The sequence below is a fragment of the Croceibacterium aestuarii genome, assembly GCF_030657335.1.
Classification (GTDB): Bacteria; Pseudomonadota; Alphaproteobacteria; order Sphingomonadales; family Sphingomonadaceae; genus Croceibacterium_B; species Croceibacterium_B aestuarii.
The window spans coordinates 2,404,959-2,429,311 of record NZ_CP131039.1 but is presented as its reverse complement, the minus strand read 5'-3'; the positions used below and the strand labels follow the sequence as shown (position 1 = coordinate 2,429,311).

The window sequence follows — 24,353 nt, the reverse complement described above, 5'->3', positions numbered from 1 at the left end:
TCGAAGCACGCTCGCGCCAGGCCAACGTCCTTCGACAAGCTCAGGACGAACGGGGGCGCGCGATATGAACCCGATCCTGATCATCGTTTTCGCGCCCCTGCTGGCTGCCATCGTCGGCGGTCTGGGCAATCGCGGGCTCGGCAACGTACCGGTCAAGCTCATCACCACCGGCGGCCTGTTCCTGTCGTGCGCGCTGAGCTGGCCGATCTTCATCGAGCACCTCGGCGGTAACGTTCCGGCGACTGTCACGCCTGTCCTCCAGTGGGTCCATTCGGGCACGCTCAGCTTCGACTGGGCCCTGCGCGTCGACACGCTGACCGCTGTCATGCTGGTGGTCATCACCACCGTTTCCGCGCTCGTCCACCTCTATAGCTGGGGCTATATGGATGAGGACCCGGACCAGCCGCGGTTCTTCGCCTACCTCAGCCTGTTCACCTTCGCGATGCTGATGTTGGTGACCGCGGACAACCTCGTGCAGATGTTCTTCGGTTGGGAAGGCGTCGGCCTCGCCAGCTACCTTCTGATCGGGTTCTGGTTTCGCAAGCCGAGCGCCAACGCCGCGGCGATCAAGGCCTTCGTGGTCAACCGCGTCGGTGACCTCGGCTTCATGCTCGGCATCTTCGGCACCTACCTCGTGTTCCAGACGACCTCGATTCCTGAAATCCTCGCCGCCGCCCCGGCGATGAAGGGGGCGAGCACGATCGGCTTTCTCGGGATGCGGGCCGACACCATGACCGTGCTGTGCCTGCTGCTGTTCATCGGCGCGATGGGCAAGTCGGCCCAGCTCGGGCTGCACACCTGGCTTCCCGACGCGATGGAAGGTCCAACCCCGGTCTCCGCGCTGATCCACGCCGCGACGATGGTCACGGCGGGTGTGTTCATGGTCTGCCGCCTCTCGCCGATGTTCGAGGCCGCGCCGAGCGCGCTGACCTTCGTCACTTTCATCGGCGCCGCGACCTGCTTCTTCGCCGCCACGATCGGCACCACGCAGTGGGACATCAAGCGGGTCATCGCCTATTCGACCTGTTCGCAGCTCGGCTACATGTTCTTCGCCGCCGGCGTCGGCGCCTACGGCGCGGCGATGTTCCATCTCTTCACCCACGCCTTCTTCAAGGCGCTGCTGTTCCTCGGCGCGGGCTCGGTCATCCACGCGATGCACCACGAGCAGGACATGCGCTATTACGGCGGCCTCAGAAAGCAGATCCCGCTGACCTTCTACGGCATGCTGGCGGGCACGCTGGCGATCACCGGGGTGGGCATTGCGGGCATTTTCGGCTTTGCCGGGTTCTACTCCAAGGACGCCATCATCGAAGCCGCATTCGCTTCGGGCACGCAGATGGGCACCTTCGCCTTCTGGATGGGCGTGATCGCCGCTTTGCTGACCAGCTTCTATTCCTGGCGTCTCATGTTCCTGACCTTCTGGGGCAAGCCGCGCTGGGCCGACAGCGAGCACATTCAGCACGCGGTGCATCACGGCCACGACGATCCCGAACACGCCAATCCGCCGCGTCAGGAAAGCTCCGACATGGGCGATCCGCACCACGTGCCTTCCACCGAAGAAGACGATGGCACCGCCGGATATCATCCGCACGAGAGCCCGTGGACCATGTTGGTGCCGCTCGGCGTGCTGTCGCTGGGCGCCATCTTTGCCGGATTCGTGTTCTACGATCCGTTCATCGAGGGCGAAACCTTCTGGAACGGCGCAATCGCCTACAACGAGCACCTGATCCACGCGATGCACGAAATTCCCGAACTGGCGAAGTGGGCGGCGACGATCGTCATGCTGCTTGGGTTCGCAACGGCGTTCCTCGCCTACATCCGCGATACCTCGATCCCGAACAAGGTCGCGACCCAGCTCGGCCCGGTCTACAGATTCCTCTACAACAAGTGGTACTTCGACGAGCTCTACAACGTCGTCTTCGTCAAGCCGGCGTTTTGGCTCGGCCGGGTCTTCTGGCAGAAGGGTGACGTCGGCATCATCGACCGCTTCGGCCCCAACGGCGCGGCTTGGGTGGTCGAGAAGGGCGCGATCGTCGCCAAGCGCTTCCAGTCCGGATACCTGACCAGTTACGCGCTGATTATGCTCGTCGGCCTCGTTGCCGCAGTGACGTGGGTGATGGCGCAGTGAGCGGCTTCCCGATCCTTTCCGTCATGCTCCTCGTGCCGCTGCTCGGCGCGCTGGCCTGTCTGTTCGCCGAAGCGAAGGCGGCGCGCACGATCGCGCTCGTCGCTACGCTGGTCAATCTCGCGCTCGGCATCCTGCTCTGGGCCAATTACGACGTAGGCGGCGCGCAGTGGCAGTTCAGCGAACGCGCCCCGATCTTTGCCGGCTTCCAGTATGCATTGGGCATCGATGGTATCGCCCTGATGCTGATCGTGCTGTCGGTATTTCTCATGCCGATCTGCATCGGCGCGAGCTGGGATTCGATCACCAGGCGCGTGGGTGAGTACATGGCCGCGTTCCTGTTCATGGAAACGCTGATGATCGGCGTGTTCGCGGCGCAGGACCTGTACTTGTTCTACATCTTCTTCGAAGCCGGCCTGATCCCGATGTATCTAATCATCGGCGTGTGGGGCGGGGACAACCGGATTTACGCCAGTTACAAGTTCTTCCTCTACACGCTGCTCGGCTCGGTGCTGATGCTGATCGCCATGCTGTGGATGGTCAACAATGCCGGCACCACCGACATCCCGACGCTGATGGCCTATGACTTCCCACCGCAGGCGCAGACGTGGCTGTGGCTGGCATTTTTCGCCAGTTTCGCGGTCAAGATGCCGATGTGGCCCTTCCACACCTGGCTGCCCGACGCGCACGTGCAGGCGCCGACAGCAGGTTCGGTCATCCTGGCCGGCGTGTTGCTCAAGATGGGCGGGTATGGCTTCATCCGCTTCAGCTTGCCGATGTTTCCCGAGGCGAGCCTGCAGTTCGTCTGGCTGATCTGGGGCCTGAGCATGGCCGCCGTCGTCCTCACCAGCCTCATTGCGCTCGTCCAGCACGACATGAAGAAGCTGATTGCCTATTCCTCGGTCGCGCACATGGCGATCGTCACCGTCGGTCTGTTCGCGTTCAACGTGCAGGGCCTTGAAGGCGCGATGATCATGATGCTGAGCCACGGCCTGGTGTCGGGCGCATTGTTCCTCTGCGTGGGCGTGATCTACGACCGCCTGCACACCCGCGAGATAGCGCGGTACGGCGGGCTTTCAATCAACATGCCCAAGTACGCGCTGTTCTTCATGCTGTTCACGATGGCCAGCATCGGCTTGCCGGGAACCAGCGGCTTCGTCGCCGAGTTCCTCAGTCTCGCCGGTATCTACCAGGCCAACACCTGGGTCACCGCGATCTGCGCCACAGGCATCATTCTTGGCGCTGCCTACATGCTCTATCTCTACCGCCGCGTGGCATTCGGTGAACAAAGGAACGCCGATGCCGCCGCCATGCCCGACCTCAACCTGCGGGAATGGCTGATGCTCGGCCCCATAGCCGCCGGCGTCCTGTGGATGGGCGTCTATCCGGAGAGTTTCCTCGCCCCCATGCGCCAGGACATCGCCGCGCTCGACGCGCGTCTCGCCCGCGTGAAACCTGCAGGGGATTCGCTGCTCAAGATCGGTAAGCCGGCATCCGCCACCGAGACCGCGGCGCACGAGGGAGCCCACTGATGGACTTCCACAACTCGCTCGGATTGATCGCGCCCGAAATCCTGCTCTCGTTGAGCGGGCTGGCGCTCCTGTTGTTCGCCGCCTGGGTCGGGGACAAGGCCAGCCGGCTGATCTCGATCCTTTCGTGCGTCGCACTTGGCGGCGCGTTCTTCCTCGTCGCTCCTGCGGTCTGCGGCGGCGCGCTCGGCCCCGACACGGTCGCGTTCGGCGGACAGTTTACGGCCGATGCCTTCGCGGGCCTCGCCAAGCTGATGATCTACGCCGCGGCTGGCGCCGCGCTGGTCATCGCCCCGGCATTCTTCGAGCGCTTCAACATGATGCGCGCGGAATATCCGGTTCTCGTGCTGTTTGCAGCGCTCGGCATGGGCATCATGGTCTCCGCGACCGATCTCCTCACGCTTTACGTCGGGCTCGAGCTCAATAGCCTCGCCGCTTACGTTCTTGCTGCATTCCTGCGCACCGACGAACGTTCCGCCGAGGCGGGCCTCAAGTACTTCGTCCTCGGCGCGCTGGCCTCGGGCATCCTGCTGTTCGGCATGAGCCTGACCTACGGCTTCACCGGCACCACCAGCTTCGACGGCATCCGGGCCGCACTGGACGGCGGCATGACCACCGGGGCGCTGTTCGGCATCACCTTCGTGCTCGCCGGCCTCGCCTTCAAGATCAGCGCGGTGCCGTTCCACATGTGGACGCCCGACGTTTACGAAGGCGCGCCGACCCCCGTCACCGCGTTCTTCGCCAGCGCCCCCAAGGTGGCCGCGATCGCCCTTTCCGCCCGGGTCGCGCTCGATGCCTTTGGTCCGCAGTGGCTCGCCTGGCAGCAGATCGTCATTTTCGCCGCGCTTGCCTCGATCGTCGTCGGCGCGCTGGGTGCGATCGGGCAGGGCAATATCAAGCGGCTGCTCGCCTATTCCTCGATCAACAACGTCGGCTTCATCCTGATTGGCCTCGCTGCGGCCACGCCGGCGGGAGCCAGCGCGATGCTGGTCTACCTCGCGATCTACGTTGCGATGACCGTCGGCAGCTTCGTCGCGGTGCTGATGCTCAAGGACGACGGAGGCAACTTTGTCGAGGCCATTGCCGACCTCGCCGGCCTCTCGCGCACCCGTCCGCTGCTGGCGCTGTGCCTCGCTATGCTCATGTTCAGCCTAGCGGGCATCCCGCCGCTGTTCGGCTTCTGGGGCAAGTTCGTGGTTTTCCAGGCCGCTGTGCAGGCCGACCTCGTGCCGCTTGCCGCTCTCGGTATCGCCGCCAGCGTGATTGGTGCATTCTACTACATCAAGATCGTCAAGATCATGTACTTCGATGAACCCGCCGGGACTGTCACCGGCAAGAGCGACTGGGCGCACTGGACCCTGCTGGCAATCAGTTCCTTGGCGATTTCGCCACTTGGCTACTTGCTGACCGTGTGGCTTGACGGTCTGGCGAATGGCGCTGCTGCCGCGCTGTTCCACGCCGCTTGATTCATACCGTTCCCGAAACAGGTTCGACCAACGCCGACCTCGTCGCCCGGCTCGCCGCCGGCGAGCGCATTTCCGAAGGTGACTGGCTGATCGCCGACCGCCAGACCGGCGGGCGCGGGCGGCGGGGGCGCATGTGGCAGGACGGTGAGGGCAACTTCATGGGCTCGACGGTCGTCCATCTGGCTGCACAGGACCCCGCTGCGTCAGGGCTTTCGTTCGTCGCCGCCTTGGCGGTTTACGAGACAATCGTGGCGCTGATTGCCAAGCCGCAGGATCTGATGCTCAAGTGGCCAAACGACGTGCTGCTGCGCGGCGCCAAGCTGTGCGGCCTCTTGCTCGAGCGCGTGGGTGACAGCGCAGTTGTCGGGATCGGCGCAAACCTGGTCTCGGCGCCGCAGATCGACGGAGCGATGACCTTCTCGCTGGCCGATGTCGGTCCCGCCCCGTCGCGCGACGATTTTGCCATCCGTCTTGCCGCGAATTTCGATCTCGAACTGGGCCGCTGGCGCCAGTTCGGGCTCGAGCCGCTGCTCAACCGCTGGCGGGCGGCAGCACATCGGCCCGGCACGCGCTTGACCGTCCACGACGCCGCCGGAGCAACCGTGTCAGGCATCTTCGACGGCCTCGAACCCGACGGCGCGCTGCGGCTGCGCTTGGAAGACGGCACCATCCGGCCTATCCACGCCGGCGACGTCTCGCTGGAAGGATAGACCATGCTGCTCGCCGTCGATGTCGGCAACACCAACGTGGTTTTCGCGGTGCTCGAGGGGCGCGATATCCGCACCCGCTGGCGGATCACCACCGATCCGCGCCGGACCGGCGACGAATACGCGGTGTGGTTGCTGCAGCTCATGGCCATCGAAGGGATCGAGCGGGCGGCCGTGACCGGGATGATCGTATCCTCGGTTGTGCCGCGCACCCGGCACAACCTCGAAGTCCTGGCAGGCAAGTATTTCGGCGTCACGGCGGTGTTTGCGGGCGAAAGGGGCTGGGGAATCGAGATCGACGTCGAGGAACCGGCCACTCTGGGCGCCGACCGCGCTGTGAACGCCATCGCCGCGCATGAGAAATACGGCGACGATCTGATCGTGGTCGATTTCGGCACTGCGACGACCTTCGATGTCGTCGACTTCAACGGCGCCTACAAGGGGGGGATCATCGCACCGGGCATCAACCTTTCGCTCGATGCGCTCGTCAACAACACCGCCAAGCTTCCGCGCATCGCCATCGAAGCGCCAACCGGCAACGCAAGCGTGATCGGACGCAACACCGAGGATCAGATGCACATCGGCGTATACTGGGGATACGTGGCGATGATGGAGGGCCTGATAGCCCGTATCCGCGCGGAGATCGGCCGACCGGCAAAGGTCGTCGCGACCGGCGGCATGGCTATCCTGTTCGACGAGCACACCGAGATTTTCGACCACGTCGATGCCGATCTGACGCTCGAAGGCCTCGCAATACTCGCCGAACGCATGGAGATGTCGTGAAGAAGGATTTCACACCCGAAGACGAATTGCTGTTCCTGGCGCTCGGTGGCTCCGGCGAGATCGGGATGAACGTCAATCTCTACGGTTGCCGCGGCAAATGGCTGATGGTCGATCTCGGCATGACCTTCAGCGGCGATGAATATCCCGGCATCGACCTCGTCTTCGCCGACCTCGACTTCATCGAGGAGCGCAGCGCGGATCTGCTGGGCGTGGTGCTGACCCACGCGCACGAGGATCACATCGGCTCGGTGCCCTACTTCGCCGAGGAATTGGGGGTGCCGCTTTATGCCACCCCGTTCACCGCCGAGCTGGTGCGGCGCAAACTCGAAGAGGCGGGCATCGCCGGCAAGATCGAGATCAACATCATCGAGGAAGACCATGGATCGATCCAACTCGGTCCGTTCGAGATAACCTACATCCCGCTCGCTCACTCGATTGCCGAGGGCAACGCGCTGCTGATCGAGACGCCCTTTGGCCGGGTGTTCCACACCGGCGACTGGAAGCTCGACGAGGAACCGCTGATCGGCGAGCCGGCAACCGAGGAGGAACTGACGGACATCGGCGACGGGGGAGTGCTCGCGCTGGTCTGCGATTCGACCAATGTTTTCAATTCCGCGGCATCCGGTAGCGAGGGGGCGGTCTACCGCGGATTGCTGGAGGAAGTGAAGAAGCATCGCGGCAAACGGGTGCTGGTAACGACCTTCGCTTCCAATGTCGCGCGGCTGCAGACTCTGGGCCACGTGGCCGAGGAAACCGGGCGCCAGCTGTGCGTCGCCGGGCGCTCGCTCGACCGCATCATCGAGGTCGCCAAGGACAACGGGTACCTGCAGCATTTCCCCCCGCTGATCGATTTCGTCACGGCGATGGGCCTGCCGCGCGGCGAAGTGTTGATTCTCGGCACCGGCGGGCAGGGCGAGCCCCGCGCGGCGCTAGCCCGAATCGCCGAAGACAATCACCAGGTCGGCCTGACGTCGGGCGACGTCGTGCTTTTCTCCAGCCGCCAGATTCCCGGCAACGAGATTGCCATCGGAAGAATCCAAAACCGCCTTGCCGAGCGCGGGATCGTCATGATCACCGACCGGCAGAGCGAAATCCACGTCTCGGGCCATCCCGGCCGGCCCGAACTCGAAGCGCTCTACGGCTGGCTGCGGCCCAATATCCTGGTCCCTGTTCACGGAGAAATACGCCATATGCAGGAGCAGGTGCGGCTCGGCCGGGCGAACGGTATCGAGCACTGCGTGTTTCAGAAAAACGGCGACGTCGTACGCCTTGCGCCCGGCACGCCGTCGCGCCTCGCGCAAGTTCGCGCCGGGCGGCTCGTGCTCGACGGTGATATCATCGCCCCCGCCGACGGCGAAGCGGTGACCTTGCGCCGGCGTCTGGCGCGTGACGGAATGTTGCTCGTCGTGATCGATGCGGCGGGCCGCCCGCAGGTCGAAGGTTACGGGTTGCCTCTCGACGAGGACTACGACGCTTTCGTCGAGGAGGCGCAGGAGGATATCGTCGATGCGCTCAAGCGCCTCAAGAGCGCCAGGTCGCGAGATCGGGCGGCGATCATGGAGGCTGCCCGCCTCGCCGCGCGCCGCGCCGCGCAGCGCTGGTCGGGCAAGAAGCCGCAGACGCGTGTGATCCTGGTGGGCGACGACTGATGCAGTGGACCTCGATTATTGCCATCTATGGCCTGGTCTGGGTCCTGAGCGCGTTCATCATGCTGCCGCTCGGAATTCGCACGCACGACGAACTGGGCAAGGACAAGACCGCGGGGCAGGCCGACAGCGCACCGGCCAATTTCAGGCCGGGCAAGGTGGCGATCCGCGCGACGATCCTCTCCGCGTTGCTGACCGCGCTGTTCGTCGCCAATTACACGTTCGGCTGGATAGAGGCAGACGACCTCGACTTCATTTCGCCGATGATCTCGGGCTCCGTGTCGGATAACTAGCCGCGCAGGCGTTCGATCGCCTGGGCGAGCGCGACATAGAGCTTGCCCGGGTCGGACGACAGCAGCGTCACCCCCAGCGCGTGGCCGTCGCGCGTGGACAGGACGCTGCGCAGCATCGCCTCGAAATCGTGGATGTAACGGTTGACCGTTTCCCGAAATTCCCCGTCCTCGCCGTAGATCTCGCTGATCTCTCGCGCATCCTGCGTTTCGAGCAGGCGCACCGCACGGCGGGTAAATATTCCGCGGTCGCCGCGCAGGTAGCTTGCCCAGGCGGTGTCGGTCACCTCGGTGTCGAACGCCTTCGATATGTCGATCGCGCTCGAATGGAGGCTCTCGGTGATGAGAGCCATGCGGCGGGCGAAGTCGTTGTCGACCTGTTCCTCGGCGCGTTGCCGCGCATAGGCGACGCGATGTTCCAGATTGCCGGCGAGTTCGTTGACCGCCGAAAGCTGATCGCGCAGTTGCATCGCAGCGTCGCGGCTCGCTTCGCTTGCCTTGCGCGCGCTTTCCTGCAGGTCTTCGATGGCGCTGTCGGCGTGCTCGCGCAGCGCACGCTCGATCGACACCGCGCTGTCCTCGGCAAAGCGTTCGGTCATGCCTTCGAGCGCTTCGCCGAGCGTTCCGCGGGCGCGCTCGGCAATCGCCTCCGACTTTTCGGCAATCGCCGCGAGCGAAGCCTCCAGTTCGGCGAGCCGCTCGGCGTGCGTTTCGGCAGCCTTGGCAATTTGTGCATCGAGCGCAGCGAACTGATCGAGCGCCCCGTCCCCCTCGCGTCGCGCCGCGGCGGCATGCGCAGCAAGCGCCTCGCCCCGGCCGACGGCCTCGCCAATGACATCGCGCGCATCGCTGACGCGCTTTTGGAACCCGTCCAGTTCGTTCGTGGCATCGGCCAGGGCACGCGGCAGATCGCGCTGGGCATGTTCGGAGCCGGCCCTGACGAGTTCGAGCAGGCGCACGCTTTCATCGGTAAGCCGGGCAATGAGGTCGCTGTTGCGAACCAGTTCCTCGCGCGATTCGGCGAGGCTGAGAGCGAGGTTGACCGTGGCCTCTTGCAAGGTTCCGCCGGCTTGGTTGCCTTGCTCGGCGATGCTGGCCATCTTGCGCCCCAGTTCGCCCAGTAGCGCCGACATGGCCTCGCCGCGCTCCGCCAGCCCGGCGACATGCGCGAGATGCTCTTCCTGTCGCTCGCGAACGTGCTCGTCGAGCGACGCGAGGCGGTTTTCGAGCGCAATGATGGCATCGGTTTCGCGCGCTTGTGCTTCCTCTCGGCGGCCTGCGAGGGCTTGTTCGAACGCCGCGACACGATCGTTCATGGCCGTGTCGACCCTCTCCGCCTCGTCGCTCAAAGCGTGGAGCCGACGCCGCGCCTGGTCGAGCGCGGCAGCGTCGATCCGCGATATGTCGTCGATTGCTTGCTTCAGCCGGTCTTTGAAGTCTGCGATCGCGGCAGACCATTTCTCCGCGGCCTCGTCCTGCCCGGCGCGCATTCGGTCGAGCAGCGCGCGGCCTTCGTCGTCTGCCAGCGCAACGCGTTCGCGCAGCGCGGCAATTTCCCTCTCGGTGCGGTCCTGGATTTCGCTCCCCCGTGCGGTCAGCTCCTCGTCGAGCGCGGAGGCCTGGCGGCGCAAGGACGCGAGCGCTTCGACTTCCCGGCCGTCGAGTCTGGCTCGGAACTCCTCGCTCTGCTGACCCAACACCGTGAACCGCTCTGTGGCGATTTTCTCGAGCTGGCTCAGCTGGGTTTCGAAGTGCCCTAGCGCGTCGTCGATACGTTCGCGGAGCGAAGTGATTTGCCTCTCGCTCGCTTCGCCGAACTGATTGAGCCGGTTGAAGCCATCGACCAGCGACTGCACGTGGCCATGAGCGACATCTCCCGCGTGCCCGATCTGGTTGCTGACATCGCGGGCCGAGTTCGAAATGACCGGAAGGTCGCTGCGCAGACGTTCCATGTTGTCGCGCGCCGTCTCGCTAACCCTGCCGATCGTCTCGACCTGCTGCGAGTTATCGACAATCAGTTCCTGCAGACGCCCGGCGTGTTTGGAAATCCGCTCGCCGGCCATGCGGCCGAGCGCTTCGAGATCGCGTGATTGCGCGGCCAGGAACTCGCGAGCCAGGCTGAGTTCGCGGTTGACGACCGACAGCCGTTCCTCGAGCCGCGCACTTTCAAGCGACAACGAGCGGGCCGTGTCGGAGAAACGCGACGCCTCGCGCCGCGAATGGCGCATGGCGAGCAGCCATAGCGATACGATGAGCAGGATCGGGACTGTCCAGGCGACAACCCAATTGCTCCACTGCTCGGGAGTGGCGCCGGCGAGCATTTCGTCTCTGTAGACCCAGCCGAAAAAGCCGCTCCAGACGAGTGCCGCCATGACGGCAAGCGTCGGCACGATCCAGTCGAGGTGGCGCCGCGGCGCTTCCTCGTCCCACGCGACCTCTTCGACGTCGATCTCTGCTGCTGAAGAATCAATCGCTTCGGACGATTCCGTGCTCTGTGCAGTGTCAGGCTCGGAGCCCACCGCAACCAAGTTTTCCCGTCGAGACATTCGCAGAGGATATCACAGGCCCGTCCGCAAAAAACCCTTCATTAACCCTGATGCGCGCATGGAGCTGTGGATGGCTGTGCAGAGCAACGGTTTCGACGCAACTATTTCCGCGGCTGCCGGTGACGACCTGGAGCTGCTTGAGGAACTGCGCTCTGCATTCGTCGAGAGTCTCGCGCGTCAGATCGACCTGCTTCGCCGCGCGCGCTGCGACGGTAACTGGGAAATTGCGGCGCAGCGCCTAAAAAGCCTCGGCGCCTCTTTCCACGCCCCCCGGCTGGTCGATCTTGCCGTTCTCGCACTCGAGAGCGCGCCGGGCGACCCCGCCGTACTGCGCCAACTCGAACGTTTCATCGGGAAGATTCAGGTCTGACCAAGCGCTGCAGCTTGGCAGCGCGCCAGGCCCGGCCTAGTGACCCCATGTGCGAATTGCCCTGATTGCGACCGATGACGCGGGCTTCGACCCGGCCCGCGACCCCGCTGTTCTCGGCGGCCGCGCGCTGTCGCTCCACCAACTGGAATTCGCTCTCGGGCAAGGCTGCGAGAAAATCCTCTGTCTCGGACACGGCGCCTCGCCCGAAGCGATCGCCTTGCGCCATGGGGCTGAGAGGGCGGGGACCCAGTTCCAGGTCCTTCGCGGCGCGCGCGATCTGCCCGCGGCCGTTCGCGGTGATGATCAATTGCTCGTCTTCGCGCGCGGCCTTCTGCCGGATTCGCCGCTTGCCTTCGAGGCCTTGCTCAAAGAGCCGGTTCTCCTCGGCCTGCCGGTGCAGCCGGGCGCCGGCGCGGGTTTCGAGCTGCTCGATTTGACCACCGCCTGGGGCGGGGCAATGGTCATTCCCGGACGCCTCGTGGACCGCCTCGACATGCTGCCCGAGGATGCGGAGCCGATCTCCGGCCTCCTGAGGATCGCCCGCCAGGCCGGCGTGCCCGAGCGGCAACTTCCCGAAAGCGAGCTTGCGGAAGGGCGCTGGGGGCTCTTGCGCACGGCCGACCAGGCCGCGGCGGCGGAGCCGGGCTGGATGCGTCGCCGCCTGCCGGCCGCCTCGCTGCGCAATCCGACGCGCTGGTTCGCGCGTCTGCTGTTGCGTCGTTTCGGCGCCGCCGCCACGGCCTCGCGGCGGGCCGCTCCGCTCGCGCGGATGGCTGCCGCTCTAGCCTTGGCGGGGGCTCTCGCGTCGGCGTGGTTTGCCTTTCCGATTGCCGGGTTCACTCTGCTCGCGCTGGCTGCACTGGCGATCGAACTGGGCGACGGGATCTCCCGGCTGTTGCGTCCGAGCTTTGCCGGTGAGCGAAAGCCATCGCGGGTCTCCAGAGGCTTGCGGGCTGCATTCGATCTTGCGCTGCTCGTCGTGGCGGTGCTGGCGTTGCCCGGCACACTGCACCGGCGGCTATTCCTGGCACTGCTCACCGTCGGGCTGCTTCACGTAAAACCGCTGCCTGACCGGGCTGGTTGGCAGGCGATATTTGCGGATCGTGTGCTGCTCGTCCTTGCCCTGGCCTTTTCGGTTGCGATCGACGCGGCGGAAAAAGGCTTCATGATTGTCGCCCTGGTGCTGCTGGCAGTGCGAATCTGGCCATTTTCCGACAAACGCGGCTAACGCGCATTTAACCCACTTCGACTATGGCTTAGCGATGGACAACGCCCCCCTGACCGAGAGCAGTCTCGAAGCGGTCGAGGCCGTCATGCGCGACGAGCTCGCGCAGGGTGATTCCGTGCTGTCCAACGCCGCGCCGATCATGCGCCATCTACTCGCCAACGAGGACCAGGCGTTGTTCAGCGACGAGATCGTCGCGCGGGTTCGCGGGATGCTGACCGACGTGGCTCGCCAAATGCTCTATGCCCAAGCGGAAGCGGCCATGGCGGCGGACCGTGCCGAGTTTGCCGAGTCGCGCAGCGAGCCGCTCGTCGCCGCACTGGCGGGCGATGCTGGCTTCCTGGGCCATCTGCACACCTTGACTATGGAAGGGCAACTGGCGCGCAAGCTGCAGGACCGCACCGGACTCGATCCGGTGCTTTCGCCGCTGCTGCAGGAGCTGGTTGCGGCAAAGGACGATGCCATGGCGGCCGCGGCGATGTCGGCCATCGCTGCGCAGGCCCGCTTCATGCAGCAGCTGCAGCGCATGGCCATGCCGCTCGGCGAACTGCCGGGCGACTTGTTGCATAGCGCTCTCGTCGCCTTCCGAGAGACCTCCGGCGGCGACGAAAGTGCCGCGGCGGCGGAACGCAAGTTGCGCGACGAGTTCGACGAAGGGCTCGGCCGTATCGGCCTTTTGACCCGGTTGGTCATGCGTCTCGGCAAGGGCGCCTCTCGCGCGCTCGACATCGATACCGCCGGGCTCGCGCTCTTCGCGACCGGGCTGGCCATGGCCATTGGGCAGGATCGCGACGTGACCGTGCTGGCTTTCTCGGATCGTCAGTTCGCCCGCCTCGCCCTGGGCCTGCGCGCGGCAGGGCTCAAGACGCGTGCCCTGGAGGAGCAGTTCCTCTATCTCCATCCCGATGTATCGCTGCCGGAGAATTTCGACCATCTGACGCCCCAGCGCGCGGCTGCGTTACTGGCCGCTTCCGATTTGCGGGCCGAAAGCTAGGCGATGGCGGGCGCAGCCCAATTCATCGCCACGGCTCGGACCGATGGGCGCGACTGGCTGGTCGAGGCGGCGGAGCCGCTTTCCGAGCTGCAACTGCGCAGCGGGGGCGACCTGCCAGGCATCATCGCCACGCCGGCGTTGCTGCAACTGGTCCGCAAGTCGCGCAAGTACGGTCTGCGACTGGCGCGGGCGATCCAGGCCCAGGACGACAGCGAAAGCGTTACCGCGTGGGTCGAGATCGAACCCGACGAAGATGGCGAGGGCTGTCGCATCGGATTGACCAATTGGCAAGCGGCCCCCCTGACCGCCGAAGACCAGGCGGCCGCCGCGCGCCGCCACGAAGCAATCGAGCGTCACGTGGCCGAACTCGCCGCTCGTCTCGGTCCGCAGCAGGAAGTGCTCTCGGTCGACTGCGATTGCGCCGAATTGGCCGAAATTGCGCAGCGCCTGCGCGAAGGGCAAGGCAGGCGTTGGACCGAGCTCGTCGAGATCGCCGGCGACACACGCCGCAAGAACCTTCATTGGCGTTTGCTCGACGGGGCGAGACTGGTGATCCCGGGCTCGTCGCGCCACTGGAAAGCGGTTCTGCTCCCGCTCGGGCGCGCCGAGCCGGGCAAGACCGGTTTCGACCTGCTTTTCGTCGCCGACGAGCCGCCTGCGCCCGCACCGAGGACGACGGCAACGAAATCGGTCTTCAGCACCGCCATTGGGCGCGACATAGCGCCGGTCTTGCGTCAACCGATCAGCCGGATCATCGCCAATGCCGAGACCATTCGGACGCAGCTCGCCGGCCCGCTGTCGGATGAATACAGCAAGTATGCCGCCGACATCGCCACCGCGGGCGAGCACCTGCTCGCGCTGATCGACGACCTTGCCGATCTCGAAGTGGTCGAGGCAGAAGAATTCGACACCGCGCCCGACAAGATCGACCTTGCCGATGTCGCGCGCCGCGCTTCCGGCATTCTCGGCGTGCGGTCGCGCGAGCGGGGAATTTCCATCGATGCACCGAAAGACGACGAAAGCGTGCTGGCTGTCGGCGAGTTCCGACGCGTGCTGCAAATCTTGCTCAACCTGCTCGGCAACGCCTTGCGCTATGCCCCCGAAGGCTCGCAAGTCTGGCTGCGCGCTGAGCGCGAGGGCGGACGCGCGCGCCTGACCGTCGCCGATCAGGGCGAGGGACTGAGCGCCGAACAGCAGGCGAGAGTGTTCGAAAAGTTCGAGCGGCTCGGCCGAAGCGGGGATGGCGGTTCGGGCCTTGGCCTCTACATCTCACGCCGCCTGGCGCGGGCGATGGACGGCGAGTTGTCGGTCGAAAGCGCGCCGGGGCAGGGGGCCCGCTTCACGCTGGAGCTCCCCGCCTTCGACGACCGGCGCCAGAAGCGCCGCTAGCCTACCGCTTGTCGACCGGCACGTAATCGCGCTGCGTCGGCCCGGTGTAGAGCTGGCGCGGACGCCCGATGACCTGCGCCGGGTCGGAAATCATCTCGTTCCACTGCGCCACCCAGCCGACGGTGCGGGCCAGCGCGAAGAGCGCGGTGAACATCGTCGTCGGGAAACCGATCGCCGAAAGGATGATGCCGGAGTAGAAATCGACGTTGGGAAACAGCTTCTTTTCGATGAAGTAATCGTCGTGAAGCGCCATTTCCTCAAGCTGCAAGGCGGTCTCGAACACCGGATCGGTGACCTTGAGCGCTTCGAGCACCTCGCGCACGGTCTTTTGCATCACCGTCGCCCGCGGATCGTAGTTCTTGTAGACGCGGTGACCGAAACCCATCAGGCGGAACGGGTCGTTCTTGTCCTTGGCGCGCTCGATGTAGTGCGGAATCCTGTCTGGGGTGCCGATCTCGCGCAGCATGTTGAGCGCGGCCTCGTTGGCGCCGCCGTGCGCGGGACCCCACAGGCAGGCGATGCCCGCCGCGACGCAGGCAAACGGATTGGCGCCAGAGGAGCCGGCGAGCCGCACTGTCGAGGTCGAGGCGTTCTGTTCGTGGTCGGCGTGGAGGATGAAAATCCGGTCCATGGCCTTTTCGACCGCCGGGTGCACCTCGTATTCCTCTGCCGGAACGCCGAAGGTCATGCGAAGGAAGTTGCCGGTATAGGACAGCGAGTTGTCGGGATAGAGGAACGGCTGCCCGACCGAATATTTGTAGGCGATCGCAGCGATGGTCGGCATCTTGGCAATGAGCCGGTGGCTCGAAATCCGCCGGTGCTCGGGATCGGAGATGTCGGTGCTGTCGTGGTAGAACGCCGAGAGCGCGCCGACCACCCCGCACATGACCGCCATCGGGTGCGCGTCGCGGCGGAAGCCGCGGAAAAGCTGGATCAACTGCTCGTGCAGCATTGTGTGGCGGGTGATCGTCCAGGTGAACTGGTCGAGCTCGTCGGAACTCGGCAACTCGCCGTTGAGCAGCAGATACGAGACTTCCATGAAGCTTGAGTGTTCGGCGAGCTGCCCGATCGGATAACCGCGATGGAGCAGGACGCCTTCCTCGCCGTCGATGTAAGTCAGCGCGCTCTCGCAACTGGCGGTCGACTTGTAGCCCGGATCATAGGTGAACATGCCGGTCTGGCCGTAGAGCTTGCGGATATCGACCACATCGGGGCCGCAGGTCCCTTCGAGTACAGGCAGCTCGTAGTCGTTTCCGTGGACTGCCAGTTTTGCCTTGTCCGCCAATTCGCGTCTCCTGTCTGTCGTGTTCATTTGCCCGTTTCGGCCGCCTGAGCGTCGATCCGGGCCAGGCTCTCTTCTTTGCCGAGAAGGGCCAGTACATCGAAAATTCCGGGGGAGGTGGTCTGCCCCGTAAGCGCCGCACGCAGCGGCTGGGCGAGTTTGCCGAGGCCGAGCCCCAGGTCTTCCGCATATGTCTTGAGATTGGCCTCCAGCGCCTCGGTTGTCCAGTGCGCTTCCGCGGCTAGGCGCTCCGAAATCCCGCCGAGCAGGACGCGGGCCTCGGGTGTTAGCAGTTCCTGTGCCTTTTCGCTCATCGACAAGGGGCGGGAGCTGAACAAGAACCCGGCACCATCGGCAAGCTCGTGCAGGTCGCGGGCGCGGGTCTTGAGCACCGGCATGGCCGTGGTCAGGACGGCGACGTCGGCCTGGGGACCGATTCTGGCTGCTACGAGCCCGGCCAGCTCGCCATCGTCGGCCTTGCGGATATAGGTACCGTTCATGCTCAGCAGCTTCTTCATATCGAAGCGACTCGGGCTCTTGCCGACGCCTTCAAGCGTGAAGGCGGCAATCGCCTCCTCGCGGGTGAACTCCTCCTGGTCGCCGAAACCCCAGCCGAGGCGCAGCAGGTAGTTGAACAGCGCTTCAGGCAGAATGCCGAGCTCGTCGCGGTAGGCGTCGACCCCCATGGCCCCGTGGCGCTTCGACAGCTTGGCGCCATCGTTGCCGTGGATCAGCGGAATGTGGGCATAGACGGGAATAGGCCAGCCCATGGCGTGGTAGATGGGCAGCTGGCGGAAGGCGTTGTTGAGGTGATCGTCACCCCGGACGATGTGGGTCACCCCCATGTCGTGATCGTCGACCACCACGGCGAGCATATAGGTCGGCGTGCCATCGGCGCGCAGCAGCACGTAATCGTCGATCTCTGCGTTCTTTACCGTGACGCGGCCCTGCACGCGGTCATCGATCACCATCTCGCCCTCGTTGGGGGTCTTCAGCCGGATCACGTAGTGCGCACCCTGGGGCGCTTCGGACGGGTCGCGGTCGCGCCAGCGCCCGTCGTAGCGCAGCGGCAGCTTCTTCGCCCGCTGCTCGGCGCGCATTTCCTCGAGTTCTTCCGGCGTGGCGTAACACTTGTAGGCATGGCCGCTGGCGAGAAGCTCCTCGGCAACCGCGGCGTGGCGGGCGGCGCGCTCGCTCTGGAACACCGGCGGCTCGTCGTAGTCGAGGCCGAGCCAGGCGAGGCCGTCGAGAATTGCGTCGATCGCTTCCTGGGTCGAGCGCTTGCGATCGGTGTCCTCGATCCGCAGCAGCGCCTTGCCGCCGTGGTGGCGCGCGTAGAGCCAGTTGAACAGCGCCGTGCGGGCGCCGCCGATGTGCAGGAATCCGGTCGGCGACGGGGCGAAACGGGTGACCACCTGTCCCTCGCTACCGCTTGCCATGTAACTGACTTTCCTTTCCAATGCGCCCGATGGCCACGCGCGAGGCGCCTCTGGTCCCGTTGGGGCAGGAACCAGGCGATGCTGCGTTGCAGCAGACGCCTTGGCGAATGCGCGCCCGCTTGTCCAGTTTCCTCGACGGAGCCGATGCGTTTCTCGCCCGGGCGGCGTTCGATCGCGGACCCTGGCTGGCGGTGGCACTGGCCGGCGGGATCGCCGCGTGGTTCGCGCTGCCGGCATCCGCGTGGTGGATCGGTACCATCGCCGCGGGCATGCTCGCGGCGCTCGGCGCGGTTGCATTGTGGCGCGGCCAGGAGCGGCGCGTGCATCTTCTCACTGCCGTGGCGAGCACCGGTGCGCTGCTCGCGGCGGGAACGGCGCTGATCTGGGCACGCTCGGCCGCGGTCGGGGCCGAACCCTTCGCCCGGCCCGTCTCGGCCGTCGTCGAAGGGCGAGTGCTCGAGCGCATCGAACAACCGGCGGAAGACCGCACCCGGCTCGTGCTCGCGGCGCGCGATCGCGCGGGCGAGGCGGTCAAGATCCGGGTCAACGTGCCGCTCGATGCCGACCGCGAGGATTTTCGCGAGGGAGCCGTGATCCGCTTCAAGGCGCGGCTCATGCCGCCTGCCTCGCCGATGCTGCCCGGCGGCTACGACTTCGCTCGCGCCGCCTGGTTCGCCGGCTATGCCGCAACGGGCAGCGTGCAAGGGCCGGTCGAACTGGTCGCGCCGCCGGCCAGCGAGGCGTGGCTCGCGCCGTTGCAGCGGCGCCTCGCAGCACATGTCCGATCGCGTTTGGGCGGTTCGGCAGGGGCCATCGCCGCGGCCTTCGCCAGCGGCGACCGCGGCGCCATCACTACGGCCGACGAAGACGCCATGCGCGATGCCGGACTGACCCACCTGCTGTCGATCAGCGGCCTCCACGTCAGCGCGGTCATAGCTGCGGCCTATTTCCTTGCGATGACCGTGCTGGCCGCCTGGCCGTGGCTGGCGCTGCGGGTGCGACTGCCGGTCGTCGCGGCGGGCGTCGGGGCGCTTGCCGGGATCGGTTACACCCTGCTCACCGGAGCGGAGGTGCCGACCGTGCGCAGCTGCGTCGGCGCGGTTCTGGTTCTCGGCGCGCTGGCGCTGGGGCGCGAGCCCTTGAGTTTGCGGATGGTCGCAGTGGCCGCGGTGTTCGTCCTGCTGCTGTGGCCGGAATCGCTCGCCGGACCGAGTTTCCAGATGAGCTTTGCCGCGGTCGTCGCAATCGTCGCGCTGCACAATGCCGGCCCGGTGCGGGCCTCGCTTGGCGCGCGCGAGGAGAGGCTTGCGATGCGAATACTGCGCGGCGCGCTTGGGCTGCTTCTCACCGGCGTGGTGATCGAATTGGCGCTGATGCCTATCGTGTTGTTCCACTTTCACCGCGCAGGGGTCTACGGCGCCTTCGCCAACGTGCTGGCGATCCCGCTGGTCACGTTCGTCTCGATGCCGCTGATCGCGCTCGCCCTCCTGCTCGATCTCGTGGGGCTTGGACTGCCGGTCTGGTGGCTTGCGGGCCAATCGCTCGACCTCCTGCTGTGGATCGCGCACCTCGCCGCAAGCCAGCCGGGCGCGGTCACGCTGATGCCGCAGATGGGCTGGGGCACCTTCGCGCTGTTCGTTCTCGGCGGACTGTGGCTCGCGCTGTGGCGCGGCAAGGAACGGCTGTGGGGCCTTGCGGCGGCGGGCGCGGCGACGCTGTCGATGCTGCTCACACCGGCCCCCGACGTATTGGTCTCGGGCGACGGCCGGCAGGTCGGCATCGTCACCCGGGACGGGCGTCTGCTGTCTTTGCGCGACACGAAGAGCGAGTTTACCCGCGACAACCTGATGGAGCTCGCCGGGGTCGAGGCCGAGCCGGTACCGTTGGCGACTTGGCGGGGGGCCGAGTGCTCGCGCGATTTCTGCACCCTGACGATAGAACGGGCGGGGCGGTCCTGGCGCCTCCTCATGGCCCGCAGCCGCAACATGATCGAGGAACGCGCACTGGCGGCAGCCTGCGAACGCGCCGACATCGTGGTCGCCGACCGCTACCTTCCGCGCTCATGCCGGCCGCGCGCGTTGCTGGCCGACGCGCGGACCCTGGGCGAGACCGGCGGAGTGGCGCTGGTGCTGGGCGAGAGCGGCGTCGACGTCACGACCGTGGCGGCGAGCCAGGGTGAGCACGGGTGGTGGCACCCGCGGAAGTAAAACGCCTAGTGATATCGCCGCAGCAGCCCGGCAAGCTTGCCTTGCACCTGGACTTCATGCTCGGCGTAGATCTGCGGATCGTAGGCGCCATTGGCGGGGTCGAGGCGGATCTTGCCGTTTTCGCGGCGCAGGTACTTGAGGGTCGCTTCCTCGTTGCGGACGAGGGCGACGACGATCTCGCCGTCGCGTGCGGTGTCGGTCTTCTTCACCAGCGCGAAGTCGCCGTCGAGAATGCCGGCTTCAATCATCGAATCGCCCGACACCTCGAGCGCGTAGTGAGCGCCCGAGCCGAGCAGCGCGGCGGGAACCGGCAGCGTGCGGTCGCTTTCCATCGCCTCGATCGGAACGCCGGCGGCGATGCGGCCGTGGAGCGGGATCTCGATCACGTCGTTGGCCGGCGCGGCGGCGCGCGGCGGCGTCGTCACCCGGGTAAGCGGGTCGTTCGAATTGGCCGCTGCCGGGGTCTGACCCTTTACGTTCTCCGGCTGCTTGAGCACTTCGAGCGCGCGGGCTCGGTTGGGCAGGCGGCGGAGAAAACCGCGTTCTTCGAGCGCCGAGATCAGGCGGTGCACGCCCGACTTGCTCTTCAGATCGAGCGCTTCCTTCATCTCCTCGAACGAGGGCGAAATACCGGTCTCCTCCAGCTTGCGCTGGATGTAGAGGAGCAATTCGTGCTGCTTGGCGGTCAACATCCCTGTTCTCTCCGCAAAAAGTGTTCCAATTCGGGAACGAATGCGGAACAGGTAGGCAACTTTTGCAAGGCCGTCAAGCGATACCGCCGTTTTCGAGGCGATAGGCCAGGGCGCCGTCGCCGGGCGAGGCAGGACCCGCTCCGGCGGGACGCACGATCAGCATTTCGGCCGCGGACAGCGCGCGCAGGGCGCTCGAATCCTGTTCGTCGACGGCGACCAGCGCTTCTGCCACGATCCGGGCGCGGAGAAATTCGGTGCGATCGCCGGCTGCGGGCAGCGCCATGCCGAGCGGGAGTTGCAGCGGGCGCGGCAGCGGTTCTGCGGCCCCGCCGAGCCGGCGCAGCAGCGGCAGCAGGAACAGGAATGCGGTGACGTAGCTCGAGACCGGGTTGCCTGGCAGGCCGAGGACCCATTGCGCTTCCTTGCGCGCGAGGAGCAGCGGCTTGCCCGGCTTGATCGCCACCCGCCAGAAATCGATGTCCGCGCCCCAGTGCTCGAGCGCGGGGCGCACCAGGTCATGGTCGCCGACGGAGGCTCCGCCGCTGGTGACGATAACATCCACGTCGCCGGCGCTTTCCAAGGCGGCGAGCATCGCCTCCATCGTGTCGGGCACCGGGCCGAGTCGCCGGATCGAGGCGGCATAGGGCGCGCTCATCGCCGTGAGCATCGCCCCGTTGCTGGCCGGGAGCTTGCCCGGCGGACAGTTCGCCGGATCAGCCGCCAGTTCGTCGCCCGAATCGAGCACCGCCAGCGTGGGCAGACAGTGCACCGCCAGGGCGCCGTGACCGGCAGCCATGGCGAGCGCGAGCTGGGCCGGGCCAATTCGTGTTCCCGCATCAAGCAAGGCATCCCCGGCGCGAAAATCGAACCCGGCACGGCGAATGTGCCGCTCGCTCGGCACCCCTTCGCCGTTGAGCTTCAGGAAATTCCCCTCGCGGACGGCATTTTCCTGCAGCAGCACCGCGCCGCCGCCGGCGGGCATCAGCGCGCCCGTGGAGATGCGGATGGCCTGACCCGGGGCGAGCGTACCGGCGAACGGGTGTCCGGCGGCGCTTTCGCCATCGACGGCCCAGGGCCCTTCGAGATCGTCGCCGCACACCGCGTAGCCGTCCATCGCCGAGAGGTCCGCGGCCGGCTGGGTGCGGGCGGCGCGAAGCGGCTCGGCAAGATGGCGCCCAATCGCCCCGTGTGCGGCGACGGTTTCTGCCGCCAGCGGTTCGACCGTCCCGAGCAGGCGCGCCTGCGCCTCGCCGAGCGGCAGCGGCGGGGTCATTCCGCGCGCCAGTCGCCGCTCTTGCCGCCGGTCTTTTCGAGCAAGCGCAGACCTTCGACGACCATGCCCTTTTCGAGCGCCTTGGCCATGTCGTAGATTGTCAACAGAGCGACCGAAGCGGCTGTAAGCGCTTCCATTTCCACGCCCGTCTTGCCGGTCAGCGAGGCCCGGGCGATCACCCGCACGGCGCCTTCCTCGAAGGCGAAATCGACCGTCACCGCGTCGAGCGCCAGCGGGTGGCACAGCGGGATGAGCTCGCCGGTCTTCTTGGCCGCCATGATCCCGGCGATGCGCGCGGCGGCGAGGACATCGCCCTTGGGACCGCTGCCTTCGCGGACCGCCGCAAGCGTGGCGGGAGCCATGCGGATCCGGCCTTCGGCCGTGGCCGAGCGGGCGGTCTGCGGCTTGCCCCCGACGTCGACCATCCGTGCCGCGCCCGATTCGTCGAGATGGGTGAGGCGGCTCACCTGCACGCCCTCGCGGCAAGAGCAAAGGTGACAGACATGGACCGGGTGTTACACGGTCCAGGGGCAAAAAAATCGGCCTTCATACGAGGCGCCGGGAAACGTCGAGTTAGGGGCGCGATGGCGAGGTTCATGACTCGCCTCATGGCAGATCGCGCAGATGTAGGACAGAGCGCATCAGGCTGCTACCTGCTCCCGATCGTCCTCCTCGACGCGAAGGTAGCGGCGCCGGACGATCGCGCCCGGCAGGTTCTCGGCGATCCAGTCGCTCATCCCTTCGCGGATGTCGCAGCGCAGGCCGAACAGCGTGCCGGCATCCTGCGCGCTCATCGTCAGGCGCACTTCGAGCGCCTCTGGCGTGGTATCGGTAACCTGCAATTTTTGGACCCGCCCGTCCCAACCTTCATGGGCGCGCACCTGGCGTTCGAACTCCGCGCGGACCGGGCCCATGCGGGTCGCAGGGTCGAGGTAGAGGAACACTGTGCCGAGCAGCTGCGCGGTCTGCTTGGTCCAGTTCTCGAACACGTCCTCGAGGAACTTGGACGTCGGCACGACCAGGCGGCGCTCGTCCCAGATCTTGACCACCACGTACGTCGTGCGGATGTCCTCGATCCGTCCCCACTCGCCGTCGATGATGACCACGTCGTCGATGTTGATCGGCTCGGTGATCGCCAGTTGCACGCCGCCGATCAGCGACTTGAGCGCCGGTTGGGCCGCAGCCCCGACCGCCAGCCCGGCGAGCCCGGCCGAGGCCACCAGCGTCACGCCGATGTCGCGCACGCCGGGAATCGAAAGCAGCATCAGCCCGACGGTGACGAACACGATGATGAAGCTGGCAATGCGGCTGAACATGGCGAGCCGGGTGCGGCGCCGCCGCGCTTCGAGGTTGTTGGCGACGGTTATGTCGGAGCGCAGCTTCATCGCTTCGACCAGGGCGTGAACGATGGCGATGACGATCCAGCCGATCAGCGCCGGCATGACGAACCCGGCGACCTTGTCCCAGGTCTTGTCCAGCGCCGGCTGTTCACGCGCGACCAGCACCAGGGCGAGGGCGATGAGCCCCCACAGCGTGGGGCGGCCCAGGCGCTGGAGCAGGATGTTGTCGGATTCGCTCTCGCTCGCCTTGGCCAGCGCCGACAGCAGGCGAAACGCCAGCCAGTGCACGACGAAGGCGATAGCCACGGCAATGCCGCCGGCGACGAGGAAGTCGAGCGTTTGCTGCAGCCAGGCGGGCTGGTTGGCGAGGTTCGGCCAGATGTTTTCGAGCATGGCGGCTCCTTGTCAGTGGCTACTGATCTTCAGGCGCCTCGCCGCGGGATTGTTCCCATTCTTGCCCCCCCGCATAGAGCGAACGGACCGCGAAATCCGAATCCGCAGGGGAATGGAGCTATCGCCGAGTGTTGCTCCACACCAGCTGCCCGACACCGAACAACGCGAGGATAACGCCCCAGATCGCCCACTGCTTATCGTTGGCCATGAAGCTGTCGAGGAAGGCGATGTTGAGGCCCTGAAGTATCCAGATACCGCCCATGCAGATCATCAGGATGCCGAGCAGGCTGCTGACGATCCGGAACACCACGTTGAAAAGGCTACCCATCGTGTCTCTCCCCCTCAGCGGGTTCCGGCGGCAGCCCCAAGATGGCGGTCGCGATGGCGAGTGTCGCCGCGCTGACCGTGTCGGCCGCCGAGAGCCCGAAGCGGAAACGATAGTAGAACCAGGTCGTGGCGACAACGTGGTACTGGATGTTGCGGGCCGTCAGGCGCTTGATATCTTCGGGTGCCTCCGGCCGAGCGGCTTCGATCAGTTCGGCGATGCGCCTGCCCCGCTGTGCGAGATCGCCAGTGCGGATGCGCTCATAGACTTCCGGCGGCAGCGCGGCGCGGATCATCGTCTGTTCGCTTTCGAAGCGTGCACTTCGCCGCGCC

At 66.0% G+C, this 24,353-nt stretch carries 22 protein-coding genes; 12 read left to right on the top strand and 10 right to left on the bottom strand.

Features of this window, described 5'->3' with window-relative positions; all coding sequences use genetic code 11:
- Positions 1–64 precede the first annotated feature (64 nt).
- The 7 genes from nuoL to Q7I88_RS11985 are packed head-to-tail and all read left to right on the top strand — an operon-like array spanning position 65 to position 8,549.
- Entirely contained in the window at positions 65–2,128 is a 2,064-nt protein-coding gene (nuoL, locus tag Q7I88_RS12015; RefSeq protein ID WP_305096155.1) for an NADH-quinone oxidoreductase subunit L, read from the top strand.
- Complete coding sequence (locus Q7I88_RS12010) at positions 2,125–3,657, top strand: NADH-quinone oxidoreductase subunit M (RefSeq protein ID WP_305096154.1); 1,533 nt, start codon at positions 2,125–2,127, stop codon at positions 3,655–3,657. Before nuoL ends, Q7I88_RS12010 begins: the two co-directional genes overlap by 4 nt.
- Complete coding sequence (gene nuoN, locus Q7I88_RS12005) at positions 3,657–5,120, top strand: NADH-quinone oxidoreductase subunit NuoN (RefSeq protein ID WP_305096153.1); 1,464 nt, start codon at positions 3,657–3,659, stop codon at positions 5,118–5,120. Before Q7I88_RS12010 ends, nuoN begins: the two co-directional genes overlap by 1 nt.
- A complete protein-coding gene (locus tag Q7I88_RS12000) occupies positions 5,117–5,830 on the top strand; it encodes a biotin--[acetyl-CoA-carboxylase] ligase (RefSeq protein WP_305096152.1) in 714 nt (237 codons plus the stop codon). Before nuoN ends, Q7I88_RS12000 begins: the two co-directional genes overlap by 4 nt.
- Before the next feature lie 3 nt (positions 5,831–5,833).
- Complete coding sequence (locus Q7I88_RS11995) at positions 5,834–6,610, top strand: type III pantothenate kinase (RefSeq protein ID WP_305096151.1); 777 nt, start codon at positions 5,834–5,836, stop codon at positions 6,608–6,610.
- Complete coding sequence (locus Q7I88_RS11990) at positions 6,607–8,259, top strand: ribonuclease J (protein WP_305096150.1); 1,653 nt, start codon at positions 6,607–6,609, stop codon at positions 8,257–8,259. Before Q7I88_RS11995 ends, Q7I88_RS11990 begins: the two co-directional genes overlap by 4 nt.
- On the top strand, positions 8,259–8,549 hold the full coding sequence (locus Q7I88_RS11985) for a DUF1467 family protein (RefSeq protein ID WP_305096149.1): 291 nt from the start codon (positions 8,259–8,261) through the stop codon (positions 8,547–8,549). Before Q7I88_RS11990 ends, Q7I88_RS11985 begins: the two co-directional genes overlap by 1 nt.
- Here the strand turns inward: Q7I88_RS11985 and Q7I88_RS11980 are convergent.
- A complete protein-coding gene (locus Q7I88_RS11980) occupies positions 8,546–11,092 on the bottom strand; it encodes a coiled-coil domain-containing protein (RefSeq protein ID WP_305096148.1) in 2,547 nt (848 codons plus the stop codon). The two genes, Q7I88_RS11985 and Q7I88_RS11980, sit on opposite strands and share 4 nt — an antisense overlap.
- Before the next feature lie 70 nt (positions 11,093–11,162).
- Between Q7I88_RS11980 and Q7I88_RS11975 the strand changes: the two genes are divergently transcribed.
- Positions 11,163–11,462 carry an Hpt domain-containing protein gene (locus tag Q7I88_RS11975; protein WP_305098603.1) on the top strand — a complete coding sequence of 100 codons (300 nt, stop codon included), beginning with the start codon at positions 11,163–11,165 and terminating at the stop codon, positions 11,460–11,462.
- Here Q7I88_RS11975 and Q7I88_RS11970 read toward each other — a convergent pair.
- A complete protein-coding gene (locus Q7I88_RS11970) occupies positions 11,440–12,030 on the bottom strand; it encodes a hypothetical protein (protein WP_305096147.1) in 591 nt (196 codons plus the stop codon). The genes Q7I88_RS11975 and Q7I88_RS11970 overlap by 23 nt on opposite strands.
- Between Q7I88_RS11970 and Q7I88_RS11965 the strand changes: the two genes are divergently transcribed.
- From Q7I88_RS11965 to Q7I88_RS11955, 3 genes are read left to right on the top strand one after another with little or no spacing between them, the layout of a single operon-like run.
- Positions 12,016–12,690 carry a hypothetical protein gene (locus Q7I88_RS11965; RefSeq protein ID WP_305096146.1) on the top strand — a complete coding sequence of 225 codons (675 nt, stop codon included), beginning with the start codon at positions 12,016–12,018 and terminating at the stop codon, positions 12,688–12,690. The genes Q7I88_RS11970 and Q7I88_RS11965 overlap by 15 nt on opposite strands.
- Before the next feature lie 34 nt (positions 12,691–12,724).
- The gene (locus Q7I88_RS11960; RefSeq protein ID WP_305096145.1) at positions 12,725–13,681 is read left to right on the top strand and encodes a hypothetical protein; all 957 of its coding nucleotides are present in this window, start codon (positions 12,725–12,727) and stop codon (positions 13,679–13,681) included.
- A gap of 3 nt (positions 13,682–13,684) precedes the next feature.
- Positions 13,685–15,070, top strand: coding sequence for a sensor histidine kinase (locus tag Q7I88_RS11955; protein ID WP_305096144.1), 1,386 nt, complete (start codon positions 13,685–13,687; stop codon positions 15,068–15,070).
- 1 nt (position 15,071) lies between these two features.
- On the opposite strand, the gene Q7I88_RS11950 is transcribed toward Q7I88_RS11955, so the two are convergent.
- Positions 15,072–16,355: a citrate synthase gene (locus Q7I88_RS11950; protein WP_305096143.1), complete on the bottom strand. Its 1,284-nt coding sequence runs from the start codon at positions 16,353–16,355 to the stop codon at positions 15,072–15,074.
- Positions 16,356–16,378: 23 nt separating this feature from the next.
- The gene (gene gltX, locus Q7I88_RS11945; protein ID WP_305096142.1) at positions 16,379–17,791 is read right to left on the bottom strand and encodes a glutamate--tRNA ligase; all 1,413 of its coding nucleotides are present in this window, start codon (positions 17,789–17,791) and stop codon (positions 16,379–16,381) included.
- A 29-nt stretch (positions 17,792–17,820) separates the two neighbouring features.
- Here gltX and Q7I88_RS11940 point away from each other — a divergent pair, with 29 nt between their 5' ends.
- Positions 17,821–19,998, top strand: a complete 2,178-nt coding sequence (locus Q7I88_RS11940) for a ComEC/Rec2 family competence protein (protein WP_305096141.1) — start codon at positions 17,821–17,823, stop codon at positions 19,996–19,998.
- A 5-nt stretch (positions 19,999–20,003) separates the two neighbouring features.
- Here Q7I88_RS11940 and lexA read toward each other — a convergent pair whose 3' ends face one another.
- The 6 genes from lexA to Q7I88_RS11910 form a co-directional block, all read right to left on the bottom strand.
- Positions 20,004–20,690 (bottom strand): transcriptional repressor LexA, encoded by a 687-nt coding sequence (gene lexA / locus Q7I88_RS11935; protein ID WP_305096140.1) that lies wholly within the window; start codon positions 20,688–20,690, stop codon positions 20,004–20,006.
- A gap of 73 nt (positions 20,691–20,763) precedes the next feature.
- Positions 20,764–21,963: a molybdopterin molybdotransferase MoeA gene (locus tag Q7I88_RS11930; protein WP_305096139.1), complete on the bottom strand. Its 1,200-nt coding sequence runs from the start codon at positions 21,961–21,963 to the stop codon at positions 20,764–20,766.
- On the bottom strand, positions 21,960–22,430 hold the full coding sequence (gene moaC, locus Q7I88_RS11925) for a cyclic pyranopterin monophosphate synthase MoaC (protein ID WP_305096138.1): 471 nt from the start codon (positions 22,428–22,430) through the stop codon (positions 21,960–21,962). The genes Q7I88_RS11930 and moaC overlap by 4 nt, the downstream gene beginning before the upstream one ends.
- A 174-nt stretch (positions 22,431–22,604) precedes the next feature.
- Positions 22,605–23,696, bottom strand: coding sequence for a mechanosensitive ion channel family protein (locus tag Q7I88_RS11920; RefSeq protein WP_305096137.1), 1,092 nt, complete (start codon positions 23,694–23,696; stop codon positions 22,605–22,607).
- Positions 23,697–23,814: 118 nt separating this feature from the next.
- Complete coding sequence (locus Q7I88_RS11915) at positions 23,815–24,024, bottom strand: hypothetical protein (protein WP_305096136.1); 210 nt, start codon at positions 24,022–24,024, stop codon at positions 23,815–23,817.
- The gene (locus tag Q7I88_RS11910) at positions 24,017–24,316 is read right to left on the bottom strand and encodes a hypothetical protein (protein WP_305096135.1); all 300 of its coding nucleotides are present in this window, start codon (positions 24,314–24,316) and stop codon (positions 24,017–24,019) included. The genes Q7I88_RS11915 and Q7I88_RS11910 overlap by 8 nt, the downstream gene beginning before the upstream one ends.
- Positions 24,317–24,353: the final 37 nt, after the last annotated feature.